The organism is Pandoraea sp. PE-S2R-1 (assembly GCF_002179865.1).
In the GTDB taxonomy this organism is placed as follows: Bacteria; Pseudomonadota; Gammaproteobacteria; order Burkholderiales; family Burkholderiaceae; genus Pandoraea.
Map to the genome: position 1 here is coordinate 733,313 of NZ_NGUR01000009.1, position 24,334 is coordinate 757,646.

General features: G+C 59.4%; 20 protein-coding genes. 11 read left to right on the plus strand and 9 right to left on the minus strand.

Going from position 1 to position 24,334, the window contains the following annotated elements; genetic code table 11:
* Positions 1 to 138 precede the first annotated feature (138 nt).
* The 3 genes from CDV44_RS10280 (at position 139) to CDV44_RS10290 (ending at position 3,208) form a co-directional block, all read left to right on the plus strand.
* On the plus strand, positions 139 to 600 hold the full coding sequence (locus CDV44_RS10280; RefSeq protein WP_087687915.1) for an RcnB family protein: 462 nt from the start codon (positions 139 to 141) through the stop codon (positions 598 to 600).
* Positions 601 to 905: 305 nt separating this feature from the next.
* On the plus strand, positions 906 to 2,027 hold the full coding sequence (locus CDV44_RS10285; RefSeq protein ID WP_058378307.1) for an HPP family protein: 1,122 nt from the start codon (positions 906 to 908) through the stop codon (positions 2,025 to 2,027).
* Between the two features lie 353 nt (positions 2,028 to 2,380).
* Entirely contained in the window at positions 2,381 to 3,208 is an 828-nt protein-coding gene (locus CDV44_RS10290) for a hypothetical protein (RefSeq protein ID WP_087687916.1), read from the plus strand.
* A 17-nt stretch (positions 3,209 to 3,225) separates the two neighbouring features.
* Here the strand turns inward: CDV44_RS10290 and CDV44_RS10295 are convergent, their stop codons facing one another.
* The 5 genes from CDV44_RS10295 to CDV44_RS10315 all read right to left on the minus strand — a co-directional run bounded on the left by CDV44_RS10295 (position 3,226) and on the right by CDV44_RS10315 (position 6,853).
* On the minus strand, positions 3,226 to 3,555 hold the full coding sequence (locus CDV44_RS10295) for a hypothetical protein (protein WP_087687917.1): 330 nt from the start codon (positions 3,553 to 3,555) through the stop codon (positions 3,226 to 3,228).
* Positions 3,556 to 3,754: 199 nt separating this feature from the next.
* Positions 3,755 to 4,585 carry a type I methionyl aminopeptidase gene (map, locus tag CDV44_RS10300; protein ID WP_087687918.1) on the minus strand — a complete coding sequence of 277 codons (831 nt, stop codon included), beginning with the start codon at positions 4,583 to 4,585 and terminating at the stop codon, positions 3,755 to 3,757.
* A complete protein-coding gene (locus CDV44_RS10305; RefSeq protein WP_087687919.1) occupies positions 4,585 to 4,857 on the minus strand; it encodes a ParD-like family protein in 273 nt (90 codons plus the stop codon). Before CDV44_RS10305 ends, map begins: the two co-directional genes overlap by 1 nt.
* A 71-nt stretch (positions 4,858 to 4,928) precedes the next feature.
* Complete coding sequence (locus CDV44_RS10310; RefSeq protein ID WP_170935931.1) at positions 4,929 to 5,756, minus strand: AraC family transcriptional regulator; 828 nt, start codon at positions 5,754 to 5,756, stop codon at positions 4,929 to 4,931.
* A gap of 383 nt (positions 5,757 to 6,139) precedes the next feature.
* Entirely contained in the window at positions 6,140 to 6,853 is a 714-nt protein-coding gene (locus tag CDV44_RS10315; protein WP_087687921.1) for a class I SAM-dependent methyltransferase, read from the minus strand.
* Positions 6,854 to 7,066: 213 nt separating this feature from the next.
* Between CDV44_RS10315 and CDV44_RS10320 the strand changes: the two genes are divergently transcribed.
* Positions 7,067 to 7,693 (plus strand): TetR/AcrR family transcriptional regulator, encoded by a 627-nt coding sequence (locus CDV44_RS10320; RefSeq protein WP_087687922.1) that lies wholly within the window; start codon positions 7,067 to 7,069, stop codon positions 7,691 to 7,693.
* 114 nt (positions 7,694 to 7,807) lie between these two features.
* Positions 7,808 to 8,773, plus strand: coding sequence for a DMT family transporter (locus CDV44_RS10325; RefSeq protein WP_087687923.1), 966 nt, complete (start codon positions 7,808 to 7,810; stop codon positions 8,771 to 8,773).
* A gap of 36 nt (positions 8,774 to 8,809) precedes the next feature.
* On the opposite strand, the gene hutC is transcribed toward CDV44_RS10325, so the two are convergent.
* Together hutC and hutG are read right to left on the minus strand one after the other, a co-directional pair.
* Entirely contained in the window at positions 8,810 to 9,580 is a 771-nt protein-coding gene (hutC, locus tag CDV44_RS10330) for a histidine utilization repressor (RefSeq protein WP_087687924.1), read from the minus strand.
* Positions 9,581 to 9,702: 122 nt separating this feature from the next.
* A complete protein-coding gene (hutG, locus tag CDV44_RS10335; protein WP_087687925.1) occupies positions 9,703 to 10,512 on the minus strand; it encodes an N-formylglutamate deformylase in 810 nt (269 codons plus the stop codon).
* A 222-nt stretch (positions 10,513 to 10,734) separates the two neighbouring features.
* Here hutG and CDV44_RS10340 point away from each other — a divergent pair, with 222 nt between their 5' ends.
* Positions 10,735 to 11,196: a GNAT family N-acetyltransferase gene (locus tag CDV44_RS10340; protein WP_087687926.1), complete on the plus strand. Its 462-nt coding sequence runs from the start codon at positions 10,735 to 10,737 to the stop codon at positions 11,194 to 11,196.
* 1 nt (position 11,197) lies between these two features.
* Here CDV44_RS10340 and CDV44_RS10345 read toward each other — a convergent pair whose 3' ends face one another.
* A complete protein-coding gene (locus CDV44_RS10345; RefSeq protein ID WP_249277489.1) occupies positions 11,198 to 11,542 on the minus strand; it encodes a helix-turn-helix domain-containing protein in 345 nt (114 codons plus the stop codon).
* Between the two features lie 139 nt (positions 11,543 to 11,681).
* Here CDV44_RS10345 and CDV44_RS10350 point away from each other — a divergent pair, with 139 nt between their 5' ends.
* Positions 11,682 to 12,620, plus strand: a complete 939-nt coding sequence (locus CDV44_RS10350) for an aromatic alcohol reductase (RefSeq protein ID WP_087687928.1) — start codon at positions 11,682 to 11,684, stop codon at positions 12,618 to 12,620.
* 631 nt (positions 12,621 to 13,251) lie between these two features.
* On the opposite strand, the gene CDV44_RS28435 is transcribed toward CDV44_RS10350, so the two are convergent.
* Entirely contained in the window at positions 13,252 to 13,998 is a 747-nt protein-coding gene (locus CDV44_RS28435; protein WP_249277490.1) for a lysozyme inhibitor LprI family protein, read from the minus strand.
* Positions 13,999 to 14,151: 153 nt separating this feature from the next.
* On the opposite strand from CDV44_RS28435, the gene CDV44_RS10365 reads away from it, so the two are divergent.
* Genes CDV44_RS10365 through CDV44_RS10380 form a run of 4 tightly spaced genes read left to right on the plus strand, consistent with a single transcriptional unit; the run spans position 14,152 to position 24,284 of the window.
* Positions 14,152 to 15,975: an AAA family ATPase gene (locus CDV44_RS10365; RefSeq protein WP_087688013.1), complete on the plus strand. Its 1,824-nt coding sequence runs from the start codon at positions 14,152 to 14,154 to the stop codon at positions 15,973 to 15,975.
* 4 nt (positions 15,976 to 15,979) lie between these two features.
* Positions 15,980 to 16,624, plus strand: a complete 645-nt coding sequence (locus CDV44_RS10370) for a 4Fe-4S single cluster domain-containing protein (RefSeq protein WP_087687929.1) — start codon at positions 15,980 to 15,982, stop codon at positions 16,622 to 16,624.
* Positions 16,625 to 16,641: 17 nt separating this feature from the next.
* Entirely contained in the window at positions 16,642 to 22,944 is a 6,303-nt protein-coding gene (locus CDV44_RS10375) for an AAA domain-containing protein (protein WP_087687930.1), read from the plus strand.
* A complete protein-coding gene (locus tag CDV44_RS10380; protein WP_087687931.1) occupies positions 22,941 to 24,284 on the plus strand; it encodes a hypothetical protein in 1,344 nt (447 codons plus the stop codon). The genes CDV44_RS10375 and CDV44_RS10380 overlap by 4 nt, the downstream gene beginning before the upstream one ends.
* Positions 24,285 to 24,334 lie beyond the last annotated feature (50 nt).

The window sequence follows — 24,334 nt, forward strand, 5'->3', positions numbered from 1 at the left end:
TTTTTGTGCTGCGATGGTAGGATTGCCCTACGGTTGCCGTCATGTGCAGCGCACCTGTACGGTGATCGTTACTGGCAAGTCATCTCGAATGCTTCCCCCGCGTGCGGTCGCCAGACCTTACGAAAAGGAGTGCAAAGAATGAAGATGCACAAGACGTTGTCGATTGTTCTCGCCGCCGGCATGGCGGTGTCATCCACCCTCGCGTTCGCTCAGGGCGGCCCGCCGCCTCAAGGTGGTCCCGGTGGCCCGGGCCGCGGCGATCAGGGCGATCGTGGCGACCACAAAGGTCCGCCCCCCGGCCATGGCGGCCCGCAACACGGTGCGCCGCAAGGACACGGCCCACAACACGGCGGCCCGCCGCCTCGCGGCCACGCAGGCCCCGGCCCTGTCGAAGATACGTGGCAACACCCGGATTGGCGCAAAGGGGACCGTGTCCCGCAGCAGTATCGCGACCGTCAGTATGTCGTCGAGAATTATCGCGACTACCGTCTGCAACCGCCCCGTCGCGGATATCAATGGGTTGGCGTCGGCGGGGACTTCCTGCTGGTGGCCATCGCGACCGGCGTGATCGCGGACATGGTGGTCGGCGGCGGACGCTGACCGCCCCACGCCACTGACCGTGGCGAATTCCCGCTGACTTGCCAAACGGCGGCAGGGCCCCAAAGCCCTGCCGCTTTTGCATTCCGCTTTGCCACCTCGCAAGACATCCCGCCTACATCGTCTCGTTTTCTTCCTTTTGGTGCATCGCGTTGCCAGCGCGTGGGGCAATGCCGGGATTTCGCTGCGCCGCAGCACTAAAATCACGCGCTCATGCTCTCCCAATCCATCGATATACGATATATCATGCACAAAATATCAATCGATTGCCCCACTTCGGTGCGGTCGGCGGAGGGGACGACATGGCAATGACGCAACGTGATGTAAGGCAGTGGTTGACCGGTTTTCTGCCCGCCGTGGTGGCGGTGCAATGGCGCGAGCGGTTACGCGCCGGGGTGGGTGCCCTGTGTGGCATCGCCTTCACTGGCGGCCTGATGCTCTGGCTGCTCGGCCCCGCGACCTATATTCCGTGGCTGGTCGCCCCGATGGGTGCCTCCGCAGTCCTGTTGTTCGGCGTTCCTGCCAGTCCCCTTGCGCAGCCGTGGTCGATCCTCGGCGGCAATCTCGTTTCGGCGTTTGTCGGTGTGACGTGCGCCATGTTCATCCCGTCGCCCGTCGTGGCGGCGGCGACCGCTGTCGGTATCTCGATTGCGCTGATGTTTACGCTGCGTTGCGTGCATCCGCCTTCAGGCGCGGTGGCGCTGACAGCCGTCCTCGGCGGCCCCGCCGTGCACTCCCTCGGTTACGGTTTCCTGCTTGAGCCGATCGCGGTGCAGTCCGTGGCCTTGCTGGCTGCGGCCATTGCGTATCATGCGATCACCGGCCATCGGTATCCGCACGTGGCCCGCGCTCAGGCGGCGGCACGTCCGGCCACCGACGCCACGGCCGGCGTTCAGGTCACCACGGCCGATGCAGAGAAGGCGCTCGCCCGCCATAGCGAACTGCTCTCCATCTCGGCCGACGATTTGGCCGATCTGCTGCGCGATACGCAGCGCGAAGCCTATGCCCGGCGGGCGCGTGAATTGACCGTTGGCGACGTGATGACGAAGTCGCCCGCCCATGTGAAGGCCTACGACGAGGTGCCGACGGCTTGGCGTTTGTTGCAGCGTCACGGTCTCGACGCTCTGCCCGTCGTGGATGCCGATGCCCGGGTGATCGGTCTGGTTACGCGTCACGATCTGCATACCCGGCGCGCCCGCGCGCAACGCTGGCCTCGCTTTGGCGTGGCCTTGAGCGCGGGTCCGCGTCCGTCCGTGCGCGAACTGATCCAGCCCGGCATGAAGTCGGCCACTACCAGCATGCCGCTCTCGGAAATCGTGCCGCTGCTTGCCACCCAGCGTCACGGCACGGTGCCGGTGCTGGACGAAGCCGCGCGACTCGTCGGCGTCATCACGCACGCCGAAGTGCTTCGCAAGGTGATGTCGGCTTGAATGATTGGTGACGGGCGCGCGGCGACAGCAGCGCGCTTGCCGCCCCGTCATTTGATCTTTGTTTTTCGCACACCAAAACACGTCGACCGCTCGTGTCGACGCTTCCCTCCAAACACCCTCCTCCCCCGCCGCCCGCTATTTGTCAGCCGTTCGCCGATCTGTGAGAATGGCGGCGTCGTGACATGCAGGTTGCGCGCCACATAACGTATTCGATCAACGGGCGCGTATCTCCATTGCGGACATGCCACGACGGGTGCGCTCACGGCCAAACCACCCCGCGCTCCTCAGAAGCTCCGGGACGCGTCATCGCCGTACAGCTTCGGATCACGAAGCGACACACGCTCAGGGGAATCATGGAACCGATCACGTTCAAGCAGTGTTTCACGGGAGCATGGCGCGACGGATTCAACGCCTTGCGCAGTCGCCCCTTGCTGAGTATTACGATTGCGGTCGTCATGCTCGTCGCGACCGCCCTTAACGCGTCAGTCAAACAACTGATGCTCATGACGGCGCAAAGCGGTGGCTCACCGGGGCTTCGTCTGGGTCTCGGTGCACTGGCACTGCTTCTGACGCTTGTGATCTTGTTCTCGTTCGCGGTGTTGGCCGTGCACGTGTATCGCCACACGATTCTCGGTGCCGATGCCGCGCGGCAAACGCCGTGGTACGGCAGAGACCTCTGGCGCTATATATGGGCGGCGATCCAAGTCGGCTTCGTGCTCAGCGTCATGCTCACGCTTGCGCTTCTGGTTGCCGTGTTCGCGTTGCGCGCCGCCAGCATGAGTAACTCACGCCCAGCCATGGCGACGTTCACGGCACTCCTGCTTTGCGCCTTGGTGTTTTTTATGGTGCGCATATCGCTCATCTTTGGGCAGGTCAGCGTGGGCAGAGCCAAGCGCTGGCGGGCGGCTTGGAACGACACGCGCGGTCATTTCTGGGTGATGCTCGGCACCGGTATCGTAACGGTGCTGCCGCTGATGGGCGTTGGCTTGCTGCTGACGATCGCCTTCGGGCTACTGCTGCACGTCATGCCCGGCGTTACGACCGTCCTGCTCGGCGCCCTGATCTTGCAGACCCTCGTGACGGTGGCCTACATTGCCGTGGGAACGAGCCTGCACGGCTGGTTCTACCTGCGTTACGCAGACCGCCTGCTCGCCCTCGATGACGCACCGGACGACGCCTGAGCCTCGCCTGGCTACCGTCACCCCTTCGAAATCACCAGTTGCGTGGCCAGTCCGTGCTGCACTTGCGGCACGACGGCCAGGCGCACTTCGATGACCTCGGCTTCGCCCTGTCGAACGGCCATTGGCATCGCATAGACACAGGCGTGCACACGCTGCACGAGCAGCGCGCCGTTGGGCTTTTCCTGGGGAGTGAAACGCATGCTCGCCAGACGGTCGAGCAGGAAATTGGCAACATCGCCATCAGCGAGCACTTCCACACCGATGATCCGGGCAAACTCGTCGTGGGCGAAACGGCACGCCAAGGCTGCCGTTTCTACGAGATTCCCTTCGTCCGCTATCACTTTCATGATGTCTCTGGGAGGTCCGTCGGATGTCTGTAGCAGGCAGGCGAACGGCGCGAAGCCGCCGCCTCGATGCCTCATGACGAGAAATCCTAGCATGCGAAAGCCCCCATTCGCATCATCCGAATGGGGGCTTTCGTTCGTCGGTACCTCGGCGGTTATCCGCGTCGGCAACGCACCGGCGCTCGACCTCGATCCACCCCGGTCAAGCAGCGTTTGCCGTGGCCGGGCTCACGCCGAGCGCACCAAAACGCTCGTACTCGCCAAGCCCGTCGGGCCACTGCGTGAGCACTTCGAAACCGGTCTCGGTCACGGCCACCATGTGTTCCCACTGGGCGGAAAGCGAGCGATCGCGCGTGACTACGGTCCAGCCGTCACCCAACTGCTTGGTGTCGGACTTGCCCGCGTTGACCATCGGCTCGATCGTGAAGATCATGCCCGGCTTGAGCGTCAGCCCCGTGCCCGGACGGCCGTAATGAAGCACCTGCGGATCATCGTGGTACGTCGTGCCGATGCCGTGGCCGCAATAGTCGCGCACGATGCTGAAGCCTTCGCGATGGGCGACGGTCTGGATCGCATGGCCGACGTCACCCAGCGTAGCGCCCGGACGAACGGCACGAATGCCCGCGACCATCGCCTCATACGTGGTGTCGACCAGCCGCTTGGCCAGAATGCCCGGTTTGCCCGCGTAGTACATGCGGCTCGTGTCGCCGAACCAGCCGTCCTTGATCAGCGCCACGTCGATGTTGACGATGTCGCCGTCATGCAGTCGCTTTTCACCGGGAATGCCGTGGCAGACCACGTGATTGACCGACGTGCAGACCGTCTTCGGATACCCGTGATAGCCGATGTTGGCCGGTACGGCCTTCAGCTCATGCACGATGAAATCGTGGCAAATACGGTCAAGCTCATCGGTCGTGACACCGGGCTTGACGTGCTCGCCGATCATGTCGAGTACTTGTGCGGCCAGTTGGCCGGCACGGCGTGAGAGGGCAACTTCTTCTTTCGAGCGGATGACAACGTGTTCGCGCACCATTACGCCACCTTGTTGAATGCGGTGACAGGTGCACCGGTTACGGGAGTAACAGCACTCGCTGGCAGCGTGGCCGAGGCCACCGATGCCGCAGACGCGCCGTCGGATTCGATGAGACGGCGGCAGATTTCGCCGTAACTCAGGGTCGGGTTCAGTTCGGCGAGCATGCCGACGCGCAGCCAATGTTCCGCCTGCGCATTGATCGAGCGGCTGAGTGCGCCGCTGGTATTGCGCAGCGCCTCATGCATTTGCTCCGATATCTTGACGATACCCATATTGCGGACCTCTTATATACGAAGTAGCTACGAAACGTATATTAACAGGCCAAAGGCGTCTTGTCAGTCCCCTACGTCTGCCGCGCCCGTCGCCATAGGCCGGGCGTGCAGCCGGTCATGGCCGAGAACACGCGGGTGAAGTGGCTCTGATCGGCGAAGCCGCAGGCGTAGGCGATGTCGCTCAGTTCAAGCGAGGTGGTCTGCATCAACCCCTTGGCGCGCTCGACGCGAAACGCGCGCAACCAACGGTACGGCGACATGCCGGTCGACGCACGGAACGCATCGACAAACTGCCGCGTCGGCAACCCGCAGGCGGCGGCGACTTCGGCAAGCGAAGGCTCGCGCTCAAGATCGGCTGTCATCAGGTCGGTGGCAATGCGTTGTTCGCGGCGGGTCAGGACGCGGCGGCGATACGTTCGCGTTTCCACCGGCGATCCGTACGCCGAGCACAAACGCGAACCGATGGCGAGCGAGAGTTGATCGAGCAGCAGCGACCCGGCGATATCGGGTTGGCGCATCGCCAGCTTGAGCGCCATGCCCAAGTGAAACAGCACGGCGTCTTCGCCGTGGTCCACGTCGCGCAGTTCGACGTAAGCGCCGCCGGGCTGGTCCTGACAGATTTCCATGAGCGACACCTGCGGGATCATCAGAATCACGCATTCGAACTCGTTGGGCATGTAGGCCGTGGGCTCGTCGGCGAGATGACCGAGAAAGAAGGTGCCCTTGTGGAACGCCTCTGTAGGGACATGGTGACCGTGCTTCCAGACTTCGGCACCAACGGTCGAACGCAGCTGAATCGAGACCACGTTGGCGTTGCCGACGGGAATCTTCTGGCTCATGCCGGCCTCTCGCGCGATGCCGTGCAAATGGGTCGCGAGAATCTGATCTGTCTTCAACATCGTGGTGCTCAGCGATGTGGCTGGCACTGTCGGATACAGAAACGAGCGGCTGTTCGCGGCATCTTGTACGGATGGTGCGGAAGTGTCGGCGACAAGCGGAGATCGGTGCATGGCAACCTGCCTGTTGAAAGCACGCAGCGCTCACCCGATGCCGTCAGACGCTCATCTGGCCGGCAAATAACCGAACATCGGTCGCTTTCGAAACAGGCTCGCACGTAGCTTCAACGTAGCAAAATTCGCCAAGCGCCGTCACCGCGTTTGCCCCTAGGCCATGCATCGCCGAAGTCCTTTATGGCGCGGAAATGACGGCAGACTGTCAGTGCCGTGGCAACACGCCGATATGTCATGCGATCGCCTGTGATGACGCAAGACACGTCCTGTCGCTACGGCTTCAAGGCAAGACAGAACGCCGATAACCCGAACGCGCGGTTGTGCGCCATCCACGGGTGTTCCCAACGGCACAGCGCGTACAACGTGGCGTTCATCCACGGCGAGTGCCGCTTGAGTTGCGAGCGCGCAGGTGTCCCGGCAGCCGTGGCCACGCGGGCCACAAAGCGCGTCGCAGCGGCGACAGGAAACAAGGTGCTGAAACCGTAGCATCCCGTCGTGACGACGAGACCCGCCTCGGTGGCGACCTGTTCGATCTGGCGCAAACGGTAGCGGCGACGATGCTCGAGAAAAACATCGTGCGGACTCCACAAGCTTTGAAACGCCGGTACCGAGATGACGAAGCGAGTCCCCGAACGCACACGCGCCACGTATTCACGCAGCAGGCCGACATCGTCGTCGACATGCTCAAGCACATCCATCAAGAGAACGACATCGGCGTTCGATTGCCCGATGCTGCGCCGGAACAGGATCGGTTTGCCAGCGGCCGTCTCCTCGTAGTCGTTCGCGTAGAAAGGATCGACGCAGCAGGCGCGCTGCGCGAGTCCCGCTGCCAGCAAGTGGCGAGAGAAGAAACCGGAGCCCGCGCCGATGTCCAGCACCTCATCCGCCGGTGCCCCGAGCAACGTCGTCAGCGCGTGCGCCTTGGCGCGGTAGTACCAGTGATCGGCGACGCCGTCGCCGAGAATGTCCAGTTCTTTGAGATCCAAGCCCAGCCCCGATGGTTGGTCGTGCCAAGACGCCAATACCCTGAGCGTCCATGGGAACCGCGTCATCGTGTCATCGCGGCTGCGTGGAAAACTCCGGCTATTGTGGGCGAGCCACGACACCGGCGCAATGCCGCCAGTGTCGTGACGACATATTTCGATGCCCATTGGATTGGCCGGTTGATTTTGAGAATAAACAGTCCTATTATCGCGTTCATGACGACTGCTACTACCCGTTCGCAAAAGCCGCGCGTCGCCGAGCGGGGGCGACCACGAGAGTTCGATATCGATCAAGCCGTCGAGGCAGCAGCACGCGTGTTCTGGGAGCATGGCTACCACGCCACCCCCGTGGATGCGCTGTGCGACGCGACGGGCGTATTCCGGGGCAGCCTGTACCGGACGTTTGGCGACAAGCACGGCTTGCTGGTCGCGGCGTTCGAGCAATATGCGGAAGGCGCCGTCGCGCGACTGAAGGAAAGACTGGCGGCCGACTTACCGCCTGAAACGGCCCTGCGCGAAGCCCTGCTGCACTACACGCGCGTGAACTTGAGCCTTGCCGACCGGCACGGGTGCTTCATTACCAATACCGCGCTCGAACTGCTGCCTGATGATCGGGTGCTACGGCCCTACGTGGAATCCGCGTTACAACGCATCGCGACCCAGTTCAGCCTTGCCATTGCGCGGGGCCAGCAAGCCGGTCAATTCGATCGCGCACTGGATGCCGAAGACGTCGGCCGCTTTTTGCTGTGCATGGTGCAGGGCATCCGCGTGCTCGGCAAAACCGACATGGACGAGGCCGCCCTCGCCTCGATCGTCGATATGGCGTTGCGTGCCCTGCGATGACGTTGCAACGAATTTGAAGTGAAGCCAGCGCATTGCGGCAACCGACACGTGTGAATGCCACATATGCCGGTTGCCGCAAAAATTTCCCTATTTTGAGAACGATCATTCACGAATATGGCACCCCAACTTTCTTCGTCATCCGGATACTGGAAAGGCATCGCGTCATGCCTCGTCGCGACGGTGCTGATCGGCGCCATGTTCCCCGTCATGACCGACGCGCTCCGGTACACCGATCCGTTCACATTCACGTCGCTGCGCTACCTGATCGCGGGTGTGGCATTCGCCCTCTTGTTGCTGCGTCGAGAAGGCGCGGCCGGATTTCGTACCAATGGCGAGTCGTTGCCACTGGCGTGGCTGCTCGGGTCCGTCGGCTTCTGCGGCTTCGGTTCGTTTGTCTTCCTCGGCCAGCAATTGAGCGGCGATGAAGGCGCGCTCAACGCGTCCGTCATGATGGCGACGCAGCCGATGATGGGCCTGGTCGTCAATGCCCTGTTGCGGCGATCAATGCCGCCGTTGCCTTCACTGCTGTTCGTGGTGGCGTCATTCACCGGTGTGGCACTCGTCATCACACGTGGGGATCTGCACGCCGCATGGCTTGCGCCGCAGCACTTCGCGGCCAGCGGTCTGATCTTGCTGGGCGCTCTTTGCTGGGTCGTGTACACGTTCGGCTCGGCCCATTTCACCCGTTGGTCGGCGCTCAAATACACAGCGCTGACGACATGGCTGGGGCTGACGACGATTGTCGGCGTGAACGTGGTCTTGATCATGGCGCACGTCATCGCGACGCCTGCCTTGACGTCGCTCGGCGCAGTAGTGCCGCACTTGATTTACATGGGGCCAATTGCGGGCTTTGTCGCGATCCTTTGCTGGATCTCCGGCAACCGGACGCTGGGGCCGATGAACGGGGTGCTGTTCATGGATGTGGTGCCGGTGACGGCCTTCGCCGTCTCGGCGTTGACAGGCACGGTGCCGAATGGCGCGCAGATCGCCGGCGTGGCCGTGACGGCGTCTGCGCTGGTGCTGAACAACATGTATCTGCGGCAGTTGGCGCGACGCGCGCAGGTCGCTGCTCCCGCCTGACGCTTAAAGCCGCGCCGTCGATGCGTCGCCGTCGGGTTAGCGCGTGCCGCTATCCGCAGGAAACCGGCTGCCCAGCACGTACCGATTCGCCGGATGGTAACAACGCACCATCGTGACGACCTTGCCCTTGGTCCACGTTCTGCGGAACAACACGAGGCACGGTTGCGTCGGGTCCATTTGCAGCAGCGAGGCTTGTTTCTTCGTGGGCAACGTCGCGTCGACGATGTGTTCGATCTCGTCGACAGGCACCGCACGCAGGAGGAACGCGGCGGGGGTTTCGTTCGTGAATGTCTGGTTGACGAAATCCGGCGCCATGAACTGATTGACGTAGCGGTCTTCCAGTTGCACCGGCACTTCGTTCTCGAGGTGGACGCAGATCGAATGGGCGATCAGTTGTCCCGTCGGGAGGCCCATGGCACCGGCAATTTCCGGGGTGGCGGGAACGCTTTCCACCGAAATCACGTGGCATTGATAGCGATGCCCGCGCCGCCGAATTTCCTCGGCGATATTCGCGATATGCAGCAGCGTGGATTGCGGACGAGGTTCCGCGACGAACGTCCCGACGCCGGCCACGCGCTCGACGCGCCCTTCTTTCGCGAGCTCGCGCAACGCGCGGTTGACCGTCATTCTCGAAATACCGAACAGCTCGACCAGCTCCTGCTCGGAGGGGACGCGGTCGCCCGGCACCCACTCCTTGGCAGCGATCTTGCCTTCAATGTAATTTCGCACCTGCTGGTAGAGCGCGGACGGCTTTCCGCTAGTGAACGAGGTCGGCACAGTATTCGCGTTGGATTTCGACGGAGGCATGGACGGGAACGGCAAGGATTGTGTGCACATGATAATTCATGTCTATATCACCTTTCGTCCCGATACCGTGTCTTTCATGAATCGCTCATCCAAGCCATTCAGCTATGCAGTGACTCCGTGGCTTAGCGCCCTTCCACAAAATCGAGCATGGCTTCGAGCATTCGGCGCAAGTGCGGCGTAATGTCTTTCGCGATCTCTGGTGCGTATTCGAACGGCGCGTGCTCCTCCATGTAGCAGGACCACGTCATTTCGAGCTGTACCGCATGCACATTGCGCGCAGGCTGTCCGTAGTGGCGCGTGATATAGCCGCCGGTAAAACGCCCGTTAAGCACGCTGGTAAAGCCGGTGGCCGCCTTGGCTTCGACCAGCAAGCGCTCGCCCAATCGCTCTGCACAACTGCTGCCCTTGCCGGTACCGAGGTTGAGATCCGTCAGTTTGCCGTCGAAGAAACGGGGCACGACGGAGCAGATGGAATGGGCGTCCCACAAGCCGGCAACGCCATGCACGGTGCGGATGCGCGCGAGTTCGGCGGCGAGTTGCCGGTGATACGGCTCCCAGATGGCTTTGCGCCGTGCGTCGATTTCCGCCTCGTCGGGTTCATCGCCGGGTTTGGCGTAGATCGGCGTGTTGTCGAAGATGTCGGTCGGGCAAAGGCTCGTCACGCTTTGGCCGGGGTACAGGCTGGCGTTATCTGGCGGGCGATTCAGGTCGATCACGTAGCGCGAATGCGTGCCGACCAGCACGGAAGCCCCGAGTTCGTCGGCGAAATCGTACAAACGCTCAAGGTGCCAGTCGGTATCCGGTACGTGCCGGGCTGCATCGGTAAAACGCGCCGCCAGATCCGGCGGCACATACGTTCCCACATGCGGCATCGAGATCAGAAGCGGCCGGGTGCCCTGCCGGAATCGGAAAGGAGGTTCGTTTGTCTGCATGATGTCGGATTGGGTAGGTGCTGGGTCACTCTGCTAGCGAAAGACGCCTCCGTCAAGCACGACGAAATAGCCCTCTCCAGGCAACTGGCCATTTATCCCCTCGAAACATCGCCATTCGCAGCGTTGCACGCGTGGCGCTATGAATCCCCGATGCACTGGCTCTCGTCGGCACGGGCTTCCACTTTTACACTCGGAGTCATCATTCAACTAGGTGCGCGAATCATGAAAGAAGCATTGGAAGTGCGTTACGTGGCGCCAACGGATTTCGACGCTTGGCTGCCGCTTTGGCATGGTTATAACGAGTTCTACGGGCGTGTCGGCAAGACAGCGCTTCCGCAAGAAATCACCGAACTGACATGGCGACGCTTCTTTGACGGCTATGAGCCGATGCACGCCTTGGTGGCAGTGTCGGACGGGCAAATCGTCGGGTTGGTCCATTTTCTGTATCACCGCCATACGACCATGGCGGGACCGATATGCTATTTGCAGGACCTTTTCACGCTGGATTCAGCGCGTGGCAAAGGCGTGGGCCGCGCGTTGATTGAAGCGGTTTACAGCGAAGCGAAGAAAGCGAAGGCGGAGCGCGTCTATTGGCAGACGCATGAAACGAATCAGACCGCAATGCGCCTCTACGACCAGGTTGCGGAGAAATCGGGGTTTGTCGTGTATCGAAAACCCCTGTAAATCAAGACGTTTTCTCGTCGTAACGCTGCCGCGCATCACGAAAGTCTGCCGCATTGTCAATGACCCACCGCCAAAGCGGCAGCATTCCTACCAGCAGCCCCTGCCCCAACGCTGTCAGACGATAATCGACGCGTGGCGGCACTTCGCCGTAGTCCTGCCGCGCGATCAAGCCATCGCGCTCTAACTGACGCAGAGTGCGCGTCAGCATGCGCTGCGTCACGCCATCGAGCCTGCGCGCCAGTTCAGCATGTCTCAACGTGCCGGCCACGCCCAAGGCATGCACCACCCCCAGCGACCAGCGATTTCCGGCGTGCGAAAGAATCTCGCGTTTGAGCGTGTCATCCACGTCGCTCAAGGCGTCGCAGGCGGCTTGCGACTGCTGCACAGCTTCATCGAATGAGGGGGACGGCGGCAGTATCACGGGTGTGCCTTCTTCTCGCGGGTTCATAACGCTCCTATTATTCGCAACTCGACAGGAGTTGCAAATGACCATTCAAAACGCGGCAAACGGCGGCGTCCTCGTGCTGGGCGCCGGAGAACTCGGTGCATGCGTATTACGTGAGCTAGCCAAGCTTCGCGATGCCGGACAAGTGGCCTCCGTTTCGGTGCTGCTGCGCCCGGGTTCCGGTAGCGCCGCGATGATGCGCGAACTTGAGATAACCGTTGTCGAAGCCGATCTCGCCCTCGCTACCGAAGACGCTTTGGCGACGATCTTTTCCGGCTTCGATCAGATCATCTGCTGCACCGGTTTCGTCGGCGGTCTCGGCACACAACGCAAGATCACGGCCGCCGTATTGGCCGCTGGTGTTGCGCACTACATCCCGTGGCAATTCGGCGTGGATTACGACTTCGTTGGCCGAGGCAGCGGTCAGGATGTGTGGGACGAACAACTGGACGTTCGCGACATGTTGCGCAGTCAGCGCGATGTGCACTGGACCATCGTCTCGACGGGAATGTTCACGAGCTTCGTGGTACTCCCCGAATTTGGTCTGGTGGATCTCGAACAAGGCGTCGTACGCGCGCTCGGCGACTGGGACTACGCGCTCACCGTCACCACGCCGCAAGACATCGGCCGATTGACCGCACTCATCGCGGCCTCATGGCGCGACTTCGACAATCAAATTGTCCATGTGGCAGGCGACACGTTCACGTACAGCGAACTGGCCGACACGTTGACGACCGTCCTTGACCGCCCCTTCACGCGCGAACGCCTGAGCGTGCCGCAACTGAAAGCCGATGCCGCCGCACACCCCGACGACATGATGGGCAAGTACCGGCTCGCCTTCGCCCGCAAAGATGGCGTTGCGTGGCCGAAAGATCAGACGCTTAACAGCAAACTGGGGATGAACGTTACCGATCTCGCGGCGTGGTTGTGCGAGTGGCGTGATAGAAAATCGTCGGGTAAAACGCACGGGGTGCATTGAACATTGCAGGTCGAGGCTATGTGATGGGGACTGGCTGCATCGTTCAGGAGGGCGATGCCGGGGGGACTTGCTGACCCGCGGTTGGTTACATTTGTGCGGGATCATCGCGGCCAACTCTGCACGCCCTCTTGTGAGCGTGTGAACGTGGGGATAGCAGCAAACGAACAATTCGCTTTTCAGACACCGCCAATACTGCGCGTCCATTGATTTGCAGTGCAGGTTCAAAAGCCGGGGGCAAAGCGCAAATGCACAAATGGCGGGTACGGTGTTCCATTGATGAACGCAAGGAACACCGCAACGACTTGGTCGGCCATGAACCATTCATATGAGCTCATCCCAAAGCTGCCACCACCGACGACCAAGAGCGTCCATCTAGGCGCACCGGCAAAGGCTTGTCATGGAAGGCCCGCAATCGCTCGTTTTCGATTTCAAAACGCGCGATCATACAACTGACGCCACCGCCTGCGACCTGTAGATAATTGCCAGTTCCGTCTGTCAATGACGCATAGGACCGACTTGCCGTAACTGCGCAGCGCTTTGAGCACGCGAGCGATCTGGGCGGAATTCGGTACGGCATTCACCGGCCTCCCCTCGACGTCCAGTTTCATAACTCGGTGAAGGCATCCATCAATCATGGCTTTTCTGTTTCTGGCCCCACAACCGTAAGTGGGGCGGCCCCAATGGAACCATTGAATTGGCCAATTCTCTCGCCATACTTGCGCCGCAAGCAGTTCAAGTCATTGCCGCACGCGTCTCGAGATGACAACCAATCCAACTGCGATCGCTTGAGAGCACTTGGATCCTGAATGGACGTGAGTGCTGCGCGATACATTTGCCCCAACTCAACGTCCATCGCAGCCAGCCCCGGATCTGCACAAATCAATAACTCAACGCTGGACGAAGCGCGCACGCAATCAAAACTCGTAGTAAATGTCTGCCGCCCGCTATCCATGTGGGCCCGCAGCGTTTCTGTCTGCGGTGGGGCGGAGGACGTCACAACACGCTCGTTCACCGACGGTGTGCCTTTAAAAGGCCGCTCTTGCTCAGAATCGGAAACCTGCCTTACAGCTTCCATTGACTGCGAGATCGTTTCACCCTCATCTTTTCGTTCGGGCGCTCCAGCAACCTGCACCGTATTTGGTTGTACAGGTGCGCCATGGGACCCCGTCAGGTTATTCACCGCCGCGCCAACAATGCAAAACCCTACCCCCCACAGCACTCGCCTGCCTGCTCGCGGAAAATTTCTCGTATCTGGCTCGTTGTGCTTGTAGCCAGTCTTGTATCGACGATCTACCTTTCGCGTGTCGACAAACCCAAAGACACCAATCACTATCGCCAGCAGTCCAATAGCAACCAAGATGCTTCCCAACGAATCCATACATAATCCCCGATTAACGCGGTCTTTTTGCCGCACATCTAGATTCAAAGTTTTAAGTTAAATACGTAAAATCATTGGCTCTATGCTGTTAGCATGCCGATGTTTAGCAGCTATCATAACGGTTTATGTTATTTCCAAGCGATTAACAAAACCATGCCTGACTACGAAAAGCCTCGCTGGTTGAGGGACTTGCTGCGATTCCTGCCGTTGAAAAGCCAGTTTGTGCTCTCCGGGAATGTCCGCGATCTACAAACTTGCGAAGTCGCGCCGGGGATGATCACTGCGCAGTCGCTCGTAAACACGCTGACCGATACTCTTGGAGAAGCCGGCTACGCCCGATTGGTCGTCTGGAATCCGTTGTCCGGATTTTCCGTTTCGGAAGGCCGCATGGTCCCCGTTGAGCAAGGCGACGAGACATTACAACGTCTTGGCCTGACCCCGGTTGGGAATGCGGCGCCTGGCGGAATCGATGCCCTCACGGCGTGTCTTGAGCGCTTGACCGCGCTAGACGGCCCTCCGGTAGCGCTTGTTGTGGACTTTGCATCTCGACTTACCGTCCGGACGGAGTCCCTTAGTGCCGCGGAGCACAATCTCTTTACACGTGCGCTGGTCCTCGCACACACGGCCAGTCCTCGCCCGGCAGGCGAACAACGCCGCCCCTTCTTCAACACGGTGATCTGGGTTGTTGAGAAGGAGGGCGACCTGCCCGACTGGTTGCTTATCGGCAATCCAAGAATCAGGCACGTCCCGGTATCCAGACCCGACAGCGCGTCACGACGTGCGCTTTCGCCCGCGCTTTTGCGTGGCGTTCCGGGCTCCCAACAGGCATCCGCCACAACGCTTGAGGATGCTGAGTCAGCATTTGTTGACGGGACTGAGGGGCTGTTGTTATCGGATATGAATGCGATCGCCACCCTCGCACGCGTCGAAAACGTCCCGATCGGAAAGATCTCCGATGCGGTTCGGCGCTATAAAGTTGGCGTTACGGAAGATCCATGGCTTCGTATCGACCGCGAAAAGATCCACAACGCCGAGCCCACGATCCGAAAGCGGGTAAAAGGGCAAACTCACGCGGTGACGCATATGCTTGACCTGATCAAGCGTGCAATGACTGGCGTGGGGGCGCAACGCAAGGGCAACCGACCGCGCGGCGTTGCGTTTCTCGCCGGACCGACTGGCGTGGGGAAAACTGAGCTCGCCAAAACCCTCACCAGCCTTCTTTTCGGCGACGAGAGCGCTTATATCCGCTTCGACATGTCCGAATTCAGCTCTGAGCACTCGGATCAGCGGCTTATCGGCGCACCGCCTGGGTACGTTGGTTATGACGTTGGCGGAGAGTTGACGAATGCGATTCGAGAGCGACCATTCAGCGTTGTGCTGTTCGATGAGATTGAGAAGGCACACCCACGGATTCTCGATAAATTCCTCCAGATTCTCGACGACGGTGTGCTGACCTCCGGTCGAGGCGACAGAGTCTACTTCTCAGAGGCATTGATTGTTTTTACCTCCAACCTGGGAATCTTCCGCGAGGACGAACTCGGACAACGCGTGCCCAACGTTCTACCCTCAGATCGTTTCGAGGAGATCGGCGGCAAGGTGCTTGCCGAAATACAAAAGCACTTCAAGCTGGTGCTTAACCGTCCTGAGATTCTCAACCGAATCGGCGAAAACATCATCGTTTTCGACTTCATCAGGGAAAACGTCGCGCAGGAGATTTTTGATCAGATGGTCAGCGCCGTCCTCGAAGACATCGCTTCGCAAGGAATGTCCGTCGCGCTCGACGAACCGTCGACGATTGCACTTAAGCACCGTTGCCTCAGTGACCTTTCAAATGGCGGCCGGGGAATACGCAACCAGATCGAGGCGCACCTGATCAACCCGCTTGCGCGCGGTATGTTCGACCAAAACGCAACAACCGGCGACCGCTTCCTCGTTACGGATATTGATACGGGCGAGCTACGCCTGCGCAAGCTCTAATGAAATGAACATCCGCCTGTCTCGCTTACATTTCCCCGTCACGTCATTAGGTCCCCAAAAGCGGATCGGCATATGGTTTCAAGGCTGCAGCATTCGATGCCCGGGATGCATCTCGGCCGACACGTGGGCCACGCAGGGTGGGGAATCGACACTGGAGCAGGTGCTGGGGCAAATACGCACATGGCTGCCACACGCCGAGGGCTTCACTATTTCGGGCGGTGAGCCATTTGACCAGCCTGATGCTCTCATCGCGCTTGTCCATGGGCTCCGGGAGATGTCCGCCGGAGATGTTCTTGCATATAGCGGCTACCCCTTTGAGGCACTTTCCGGCACCCTCGAAAAGGTTGACGGCGCAATCGATGCACTCATTACCGACCCGTTTGAAATCAATACGTCGCAAACCCGTCCGCTTCGTGGCAGTGACAATCAGCGACTGCACTTGCTTACTGATCGCGGACGGGCACTTTATTCGTGCTATGAGCGCGATCTGAACGAGAGCGACAAATCGCTGGACGTGATGTTCGATGACGACGGTAGCGTCTGGTTCGCGGGGATACCGAGCCGGAACGACTTTGAGCGTTTAAGAGACCTATTGACCGATCAGGGCCATCGAGTCCAAATCAGCGCTGACAAAGCGCAAAACCGATAAGACAGGAAATGTCAGCAATGATGCGCTTTTGCCCGAACTGCAAGACCGAGCGGTCTGTAGAAGAATGGTTCTGTGTTGGCACTGTGGCCGGTGCCGAGTGCGACTGGGACTTGTCTAGCCTGCCAATTCGGGCGCCTGGATGGCGACCTCAGGAGATTGTCACCACTGAGAGTCAGAGCAACAACGATATCGAGCGCAGTTCAGAGCGGTCTCCCCAACGCCAATGCACGAACGGGCACCCGATGAATCAAGGTGATCTGATGTGTCTTGAGTGCGGGGGAGATCAAGCTGATACGGAAACACCAAGTCACGACCTTCGTCCGGGCGAGAGTATTGCCAACAGCGGCACAACCGCGTTGCCCGAAACGGCAGAGACTCAAATCGACGGATGGCTCCTGCTGCGACAAATCTCAAGTACCGACGGCGTTCGGGAACGTTATGTCTCTCAGCACTGCGATTCCAACCAACAGGCCATATTGACGCTATATCGAGATGGTGCCGAACCAGACACATCCGTCTACGACGTTATCCGTCGCCTTCCGCGCGAACATGTTCCAGAGATCATCGCGACCGGACGGTGGAACACACGTGCATATGAAGTAGCAGAAGAGCTTAGCGGTGGAACGTTAGCCGACGTGGGCATTGCCATGTGGGACCTCACGGCCATTCGTCACGTCGTGGACGAGTTGGGGCAAGCACTCAACGCGTTCTCTGAAGCAGGTTTGCGACATCGCGACTTACGACCGGGCACGCTACTCGTGCGCAGCCGGGAACCACTAGATCTGGTTATCAGTGGCTTCGGGTCGGCTCGCTTGTCGGAATTTGACCTCGATATCGTGTCACCGCTTGAAACGACGCGTTACATGGCACCTGAAGCAATAGCCGGGGGTGTTGCGGCCGCGTCCGATTGGTGGAGTCTCGGGATGATCCTGCTTGAGCAGCTAACCGAAGGGAAGTGCTTTGAGGGAGTCAATCCGCGGGCGTTTCTGATTCATGTCCTGGCAAACGGCGTAACGCTACCGAACGATCTGGACCCAACACTCCACCTGCTTCTACGAGGCCTGCTGGCACGCGATCGACATCAGCGCTGGCAATGGACTCAAGTCAAAGCGTGGCTTGACGGTAAGCCTGTCGATGCGCCAGTCGCGCAGACCACCGAGACTGACGCAGCAGAAGGTGCAAGTATCGCACTCGCCTCTCGACAATATCGCAAGCCCAGTGTGTTCGCGCTCGCTGCGGCCGAACGTGAGAACTGGGACGAAGCCCGCGACCACCTAAGTCGCGGTGTAGTCGTTACCTGGGCTGAGCAAGCCGGCGTTTCCGCGAAGTCTCTCGCAGGCCTGCGCCAAGCAGTGCAGCTTGAAAACATGGACGACGACTGTCGTCTGATGATCGCACTAAAGCTATTGAATCCCGAGATGCCGCTAATCCTGCGCGGCGAAATCGTCACACCGGGTTGGCTGCTTAGAAATCCGCTCGAGGGCTATGACCTCGTAACCGGGCCTGTTCCCTCGTTCCTCGAGCGGTTGCAGACAGAATCGTGGCTCTCGCGTCTCCAACGCCGCGCAGATGAGGTCAGAACGCGCGCCCACAATCACGCGATCGAGCTTGATGAGGACATGTTGCGCATTGCAGTGCTCTCCACATCAAGAGCTCAGTTGGCCGCCCAGTGGGAAGAGAGGCGCATCCTTTTGCCCGATTCAACTCATCCGGGCTTGCTATCGCTCTCGGAACGTCGCGTTATCTGTGAAGAAGACCTTATTGTCCTTCTGAGCGCGAAGATCTCTCAATATCGCAGCGTCGACGAAATTCTGAACCAAGCCGCCGATATTGCGGAACGCGAACGGATACTCGCATTTGACCGGGAAGCGGCTCGCGCCGAGCTCTTACATCCTCGCGCCGAGCTCTTTCGCAAGGTTGACGACCGGATCGCCGGCTTCGCACGAACCGGCAATGATTCAGTCGACGACTGGGCAGAGCATTTTCGGCTTGAGCGCCGCCTGCAGTTGCATGAGGTGCTTGTTTTGCTTTCCGTGCCAGCCGAACAGTGGCTGGAGCCACAAAAGCAGCAGTACGTCTCGCAAATCCTGGAATTTTTCGAAAAGAAGGTCGCCACGACTGTGTTGCGCGGGCCGTTGGTGCGAATGACCATCGGCAAGACAACCGGACGGATTGACATTCACGAGCTGAATGGTGAGCGCTACTCAAGCTCCGCATTGCTCGAACACTTGCTTCAGCGAAACGCGCAGTCGGTCCCGATGGATCCGTCCGTTTTCGGCGCGAATACGACACTGGAAAACCGGCTACATACCCTGCATCGTCAAACGTCGTTATACAAGCGAGATACTGGGATTGACGGACTCTATCTTGGCTTCCCTTTCCTGCTCTACAAGGATGGCCGCAGTGGCTCGCGCCCGCGCATTGCGCCGGTCCTACTTTGGCCGGTCAAGCTACTTATGGAGCTTGGCGCTCGTGGTCAGGTTGCATTGGCTTTTGACGGGGAGCGTGAGGAGGTCCGCCTGAATCCTGCAATGGAAGGCCTACTCGGGCGGGAGGCGGTCAAGGCGTGGCGAGCCGCTGCGGACGACGTGCTCGGACGCTCTTCGCTCAAGATTGCAGACGTCATGGACGCATTCGGGTTACTGGCAAGCTTGGAACGCCGCCAGTTGGGTGTCCTGCCCTCACCCACGGTTGACGTACCCGCCGGCGAGTTTCGCCTCGCATGCTCCGGGGTCTTCTTTCACGTGGACTTCGCTGGCCAGGCCATCGGTGAGGATCTACGCCAATTGAAGGCACTGTCTCCGTCAGGAACCGCACTTGCTTCGATGCTACGACTGGAGGACAAATTCGCACACGAGGCCTCCGAGGAACCTGCTGCCGAGATCGAACGGTTCTTGACCGTATCCAGTGATCCTTCGCAGGAATCGGCGATTGTGAAAGCCCGTCAAGGTCCAGGTCTCCTCGTGGAAGGACCGCCTGGAACTGGCAAGAGTCAGACTATCGTCAACATGGTTTCAGATGCCATCGGGCGCGGCAAAAGCCTGCTCATCGTCTGTCAGAAGCACGCTGCCCTGGAGGTGGTGCACAAGCGCCTTGTCGCGGAGGGGCTAGGAGACCGCATCGTGTTGGTCAATGATGTGAACAAAGACCGCGAGCCCACCATTAGAGCCGTTCGGGAACAGCTTGACGCCACCATTCGGGGCTCAGCGTTTGACAACAACTGGACTCGCCAGCGTGAGCGCATGGCTGCCAGGATTGAAACACTTGAAGGAGAACTCGACCGCCAGCATCAAGCGCTGCACCGAGTTGACGAGTCAACCGGGTTAAGCTATCGGGCCCTGCTTGGAGAATTGATCCAGCTAGAGGCAGACTCTGTGCCGATCAGCATTCCGCAGCTCAGAGCAAAATTAACCGGGCTGGACATTTCTGCTCTGACGACACTTGAGGAGCAGTGCGCCCCGCTGTCGCGCTATTGGCTTCCAGCTAAATTTGAAAGCAGTGCGCTGGCTCAACTGAAGTCTTTCGCCACCGACCCCGCAACAATCGAAGAGTTTACCGAGCTCTTCACCCGATTCCTTGAAGCGGAGCAGTTGCGTGTCGACACCCTCGCTGCGCACCCGGCTCGGTTCGATGTCGAAGACCCAGCGCCATATCGAGCCTGGCTAGACACCAATGCTGGCCGTTTGGTGAGCCTCGACGAGACGCAGCGCAAGCGCCTTGCCCAATGGTTGCCACTGTTCCGACCTGCCGATAAGGCAGATGCTCCGGGACATCAGCATTACGCGTCGCTAAGGCAGCTTCATCAGGACCTGCTTTCCATCGACGGCGGCGCCTGTGACAAAACGCTGTCGCCTGCGCTAGCCCTTCTAGCCGCTTCCGAGCTCAGCGACATCGAAACACGTGCCGCACGAGCAACAAGTGCGCCGACGTTCCTCAGCCGTATCAATCCGGCAACGTACGTCAGACGAAGTGGCCTGAAAAAGTATCTTGTAGGCTGCGGTGCTCCCGCGACGGACGATTCAATGCGCACGCTTCTGGCAGCAGCGCGTCTCGAGCAACAATGGCGACCGAAGCGAGAAGCGCTGAACGCCACCTGCAAATCGCTGCAGCTGGACACTGTAGAGCCGACGTGTGGCCCAACCCTCGTCGAGGAATGCCTCATCCGTTTGCGCCGACTCGAAGAGATACGCGAGCTATCACAGCATCTCTCAGTCGCGCCCCGCGGCGACGAATTCGATTCTGCGGTAATGACAGGAAATCAGGCGCCAGTGAAACAACTGTTAGACGGGTTTGAGACCGCGTTCATTCGCTACAACGCTCGTCAGCATAGTCTGCGGGCGTTGAGTGGGATTGAAGAGTGGATCTCTCCCGAGCTTGCCGACGCATGTCGTGGCGCCATCGCCGACAACATTTCCTATCAAGCGCCGCTTAACCGTATCAGTGATGCGCTACCGACACTCGCCCCCTATCAGCAGTTTCGAGCGCGGGCGAAGCACGTCAATACTCAAGCTCTCGAAGTGTTCGCTGTCATGCGCCCCCACGAGACAGCCATCGCGAAAATCCCCCCTGAAGCCCTCGATTGGGAGGTGCGTCGCATTATTAACCGTGAGGCTCGACTGGGTTGGAAACGCCGATTTGAACAGGACAATCCGGAGCTCCTGCTCGATCACGTCGAAACCGCCACAAAGGTGGAGGCGCTCGCGAGCGCTGATGAAGAGATGCGCCAGCTCAATCGCGAAGTGCTGCGCAATGGGGTCGACCGGAGCAAGCTTGGCTCTGCCCGAGAATGGGAGGACGTTACACGCCTGAAGGGCCGTCGTTCCCGGCGGCTTCGTGAGTTTATCGAGCTCGGCACCGGCCTCGGACTGATGGCACTGCGTCCGGTCTGGATGATGAACCCAGACGTAGCAAGCCGGGTGCTGCCGCTTAAATCGAACTTATTCGACACTGTTGTCTACGATGAAGCGTCGCAGATGCCAGTCGAGTATGCAATTCCGACACTCTTCCGCGGCGTCGTCTCCGTTGTGAGCGGGGACGAAAAGCAGATGCCACCAGCCAACTTCTTTTCCGGGCGAGTGGATAGCGATGAGTCCGAAATTTACGACGGCGAACAGCCAGACCAGGACGCCACAGAGGAAGAGCGCGAACTCTTCGAAGACACTTGGAATCGACGCGAAATCAAGGACTGCCCCGACCTCCTCCAATTGGCACGGACCTCCCTACCCGTTACGACGCTACAAATACACTATCGCTCCGCATACCGTGAATTGATTGGCTACTCGAACGCTGCGTTCTACGACAACGAACTCAGCGTCCCCGTACGACATCCTGAAACAACGATTCGCGGGGTCAAGCCACTTGAGTTGATTTCGGTGAACGGTATCTATGAGCACCAGACAAATTCCGATGAAGCGGACCGCGTAGTCGAATACCTGGCGGAACTCTGGAAGAAACCATATGACGAGCGCCCGTCAGTCGGTGTCGTCACGTTTAACCTCAAGCAGGCCAATCTCATCGAGGAACGCCTGGAGATACGTGCTGAAGAGGACGAGGATTTTCGAAACGCATATCGTGAAGAAAGCGATCGTTCCGACGACGGGGAAGACATGGGCGTATTCGTCAAAAACGTGGAGAATGTTCAAGGTGATGAGCGGGACTTTATCGTCTTTTCGACTACATTCGGTCGCAATGGCCAGGGTGCCTTCAAACGCTTCTTCGGCGTACTTGGACAAAAAGGCGGCGAACGACGCCTGAACGTTGCGGTGACACGCGCTCGACAGAAGGTCGTACTTGTCACATCAATGCCCATCCGCGAGATTTCAGACATGCTGAACACCAAGCGAAAACCCGCTATTCCGCGCGACTACCTCCAGGGCTATCTGGAGTACGCGCGTGCTATGTCGAATGGGGAATTCCCTGGCGGCCGAGCACTTCTCGGACGGATGAGCAGCGAACGCGCGCATGCGAAGCTGCACGAAACGGGCGAGAAAGACGGCTTTGCATTGAACGTTCTCGAGTTTCTTCGCGAGCAGGGTCATTCGCCGGTTAATGCTCAAGAGGGCGATGCGTTTGGACTGGACTTGGCAATCGCGGACCCACGAACCGGCTTGTACGCCATCGGAATCGAATGTGACGCCCCACGCCATCCATTGCTACACCGGGCTCGAGCACGTGAAATCTGGCGCCCCTCCGTCTTGCGACGCACTATTCCGACCCTACATCGAGTTTCATCACAAGGTTGGTATCACAACCCTGATGCGGAAAAAGCTCGCCTAAAAGCGGCAATTGACGCCGCACTGCGTACGGAGGTGGCGGCATGAGTGGTCCGAAGGTGGTTCGCATCGTTACTCGAGAAGAGGTGCTTGCTATCTGCGAAGCGCATCTCCAACGGCTTGATCAGGCGATCGCCTCGTGGATCGCGTCGGGGCAGCGCATAGGCGAGCTTTCCGTCAAGGAGATTGCTGCGACGCACGAGCGTCGAAAATCCCTTGCTGCCTTGATTGCGACGGACGCATTCATGGAACTGCAGAAGACGGTTCCCGACGAAATCGCTTTTCTCAAGGCAGACGGAATACGACGTCAAAGTGTTGCGATCGACAAAGCGGAACGTGCGTTGAAGCTTAGGCGGCAGGGACGCGATGGTGCCTCAACCCTATTGGGTGCATACAAATCGAAAGGCATTAAGCCACCGCAAGACCTCGTATCAGAACTTGATCTGCTCGCTTCAGGTGTGGAGGTCAAGTCTGCGGATGCCCTGCTCGCTCGTGGATTCAGCTTCCTAGTTCCGGAAACGTCACGGACTATCAGCGAGGCTCAAAAATATCTCGCCAACCAGTTGCTGGGGGATGATAGGCCTCAGGACTTTGACGAATGGAAGGCCTCCCATGTACCCCACGCGAACAACTACCTTCTCGAGCGGGTCGACCGTCAAATTGCGGAAGCGCAGGTGTTCCTCGACGATTCCGACGTTAGCGCGTTTTCTGCGAGACTTCGCTCCATCGAGGCCGGGGCAAACGAACAACGCCGGAACCTCCTGCTCGACAGCTTGATACTTGATCTCGCTCATGCCGTAGAAACATCACGCAAACATCGCGAGGCTATTGACGAATTGCGAGAGCTCGCCGCGGAGATTAGCATCGACGCATCCACCGAGGCGCAATCTCTTTTCGATCGAGTCCAGCAATGTGGATCAGCGACGACGCTCCATGAGATTGCTCAACTTAGGGATGCATGCCAGGGCTTAATCACACTGAGCCAACAGCGAAAAGCTGCACAGGCGCGGCGAGATGCAATCCTGCACGGCCTGGCTCATCTCGGCTATGAAGTCAACGACGGAATGGAAACGGCATGGGCCCGCGATGGCCGCGTCGTCGTCAAGAATCCGGCTGTTCCCGGCTACGGTGTCGAGGTCGGCGGACACGCACAGACAAGTCGGCTCCAAGTGCGAGCAATATCACTGACCGCCAACCGCGATGTCTCTCGCGACAAAGACGTCGAAACACTCTGGTGTGGAGATTTCGGCAAACTTCAAACAATGCTGGCAACAAGGGGGGATCACTTGCTCATTGAGCGCGCACTCGGAGTAGGCGAGGTGCCCCTTAAGGTTGCCGACGACACACCAACCGAATTTACGTCCATTGACAGGCAACGATCGTTGTAATCTTTCGGAAACGGATGTCGGAAATGGACTTAACGCACGCCGCACTGGAT

What these genes read in the sequence shown, in the direction of transcription:
- CDV44_RS10290 (WP_087687916.1), top strand. Translation starts at nt 2,381, where the DNA reads ATGGAACCGATCACGTTCAAGCAGTGTTTCACGGGAGCATGGCGCGAC.
- CDV44_RS28435 (WP_249277490.1), bottom strand. Translation starts at nt 13,998, where the DNA reads ATGGATTCGTTGGGAAGCATCTTGGTTGCTATTGGACTGCTGGCGATA.
- CDV44_RS10365 (WP_087688013.1), top strand. Translation starts at nt 14,152, where the DNA reads ATGCCTGACTACGAAAAGCCTCGCTGGTTGAGGGACTTGCTGCGATTC.
- CDV44_RS10325 (WP_087687923.1), top strand. Translation starts at nt 7,808, where the DNA reads ATGGCACCCCAACTTTCTTCGTCATCCGGATACTGGAAAGGCATCGCG.
- CDV44_RS10310 (WP_170935931.1), bottom strand. Translation starts at nt 5,756, where the DNA reads ATGTTGAAGACAGATCAGATTCTCGCGACCCATTTGCACGGCATCGCG.
- CDV44_RS10295 (WP_087687917.1), bottom strand. Translation starts at nt 3,555, where the DNA reads ATGAAAGTGATAGCGGACGAAGGGAATCTCGTAGAAACGGCAGCCTTG.
- hutC (WP_087687924.1), bottom strand. Translation starts at nt 9,580, where the DNA reads ATGCCTCCGTCGAAATCCAACGCGAATACTGTGCCGACCTCGTTCACT.
- CDV44_RS10285 (WP_058378307.1), top strand. Translation starts at nt 906, where the DNA reads ATGACGCAACGTGATGTAAGGCAGTGGTTGACCGGTTTTCTGCCCGCC.
- map (WP_087687918.1), bottom strand. Translation starts at nt 4,585, where the DNA reads ATGGTGCGCGAACACGTTGTCATCCGCTCGAAAGAAGAAGTTGCCCTC.
- CDV44_RS10370 (WP_087687929.1), top strand. Translation starts at nt 15,980, where the DNA reads ATGAACATCCGCCTGTCTCGCTTACATTTCCCCGTCACGTCATTAGGT.
- CDV44_RS10380 (WP_087687931.1), top strand. Translation starts at nt 22,941, where the DNA reads ATGAGTGGTCCGAAGGTGGTTCGCATCGTTACTCGAGAAGAGGTGCTT.
- CDV44_RS10350 (WP_087687928.1), top strand. Translation starts at nt 11,682, where the DNA reads ATGACCATTCAAAACGCGGCAAACGGCGGCGTCCTCGTGCTGGGCGCC.
- CDV44_RS10320 (WP_087687922.1), top strand. Translation starts at nt 7,067, where the DNA reads ATGACGACTGCTACTACCCGTTCGCAAAAGCCGCGCGTCGCCGAGCGG.
- CDV44_RS10280 (WP_087687915.1), top strand. Translation starts at nt 139, where the DNA reads ATGAAGATGCACAAGACGTTGTCGATTGTTCTCGCCGCCGGCATGGCG.
- CDV44_RS10375 (WP_087687930.1), top strand. Translation starts at nt 16,642, where the DNA reads ATGATGCGCTTTTGCCCGAACTGCAAGACCGAGCGGTCTGTAGAAGAA.
- CDV44_RS10340 (WP_087687926.1), top strand. Translation starts at nt 10,735, where the DNA reads ATGAAAGAAGCATTGGAAGTGCGTTACGTGGCGCCAACGGATTTCGAC.
- hutG (WP_087687925.1), bottom strand. Translation starts at nt 10,512, where the DNA reads ATGCAGACAAACGAACCTCCTTTCCGATTCCGGCAGGGCACCCGGCCG.
- CDV44_RS10305 (WP_087687919.1), bottom strand. Translation starts at nt 4,857, where the DNA reads ATGGGTATCGTCAAGATATCGGAGCAAATGCATGAGGCGCTGCGCAAT.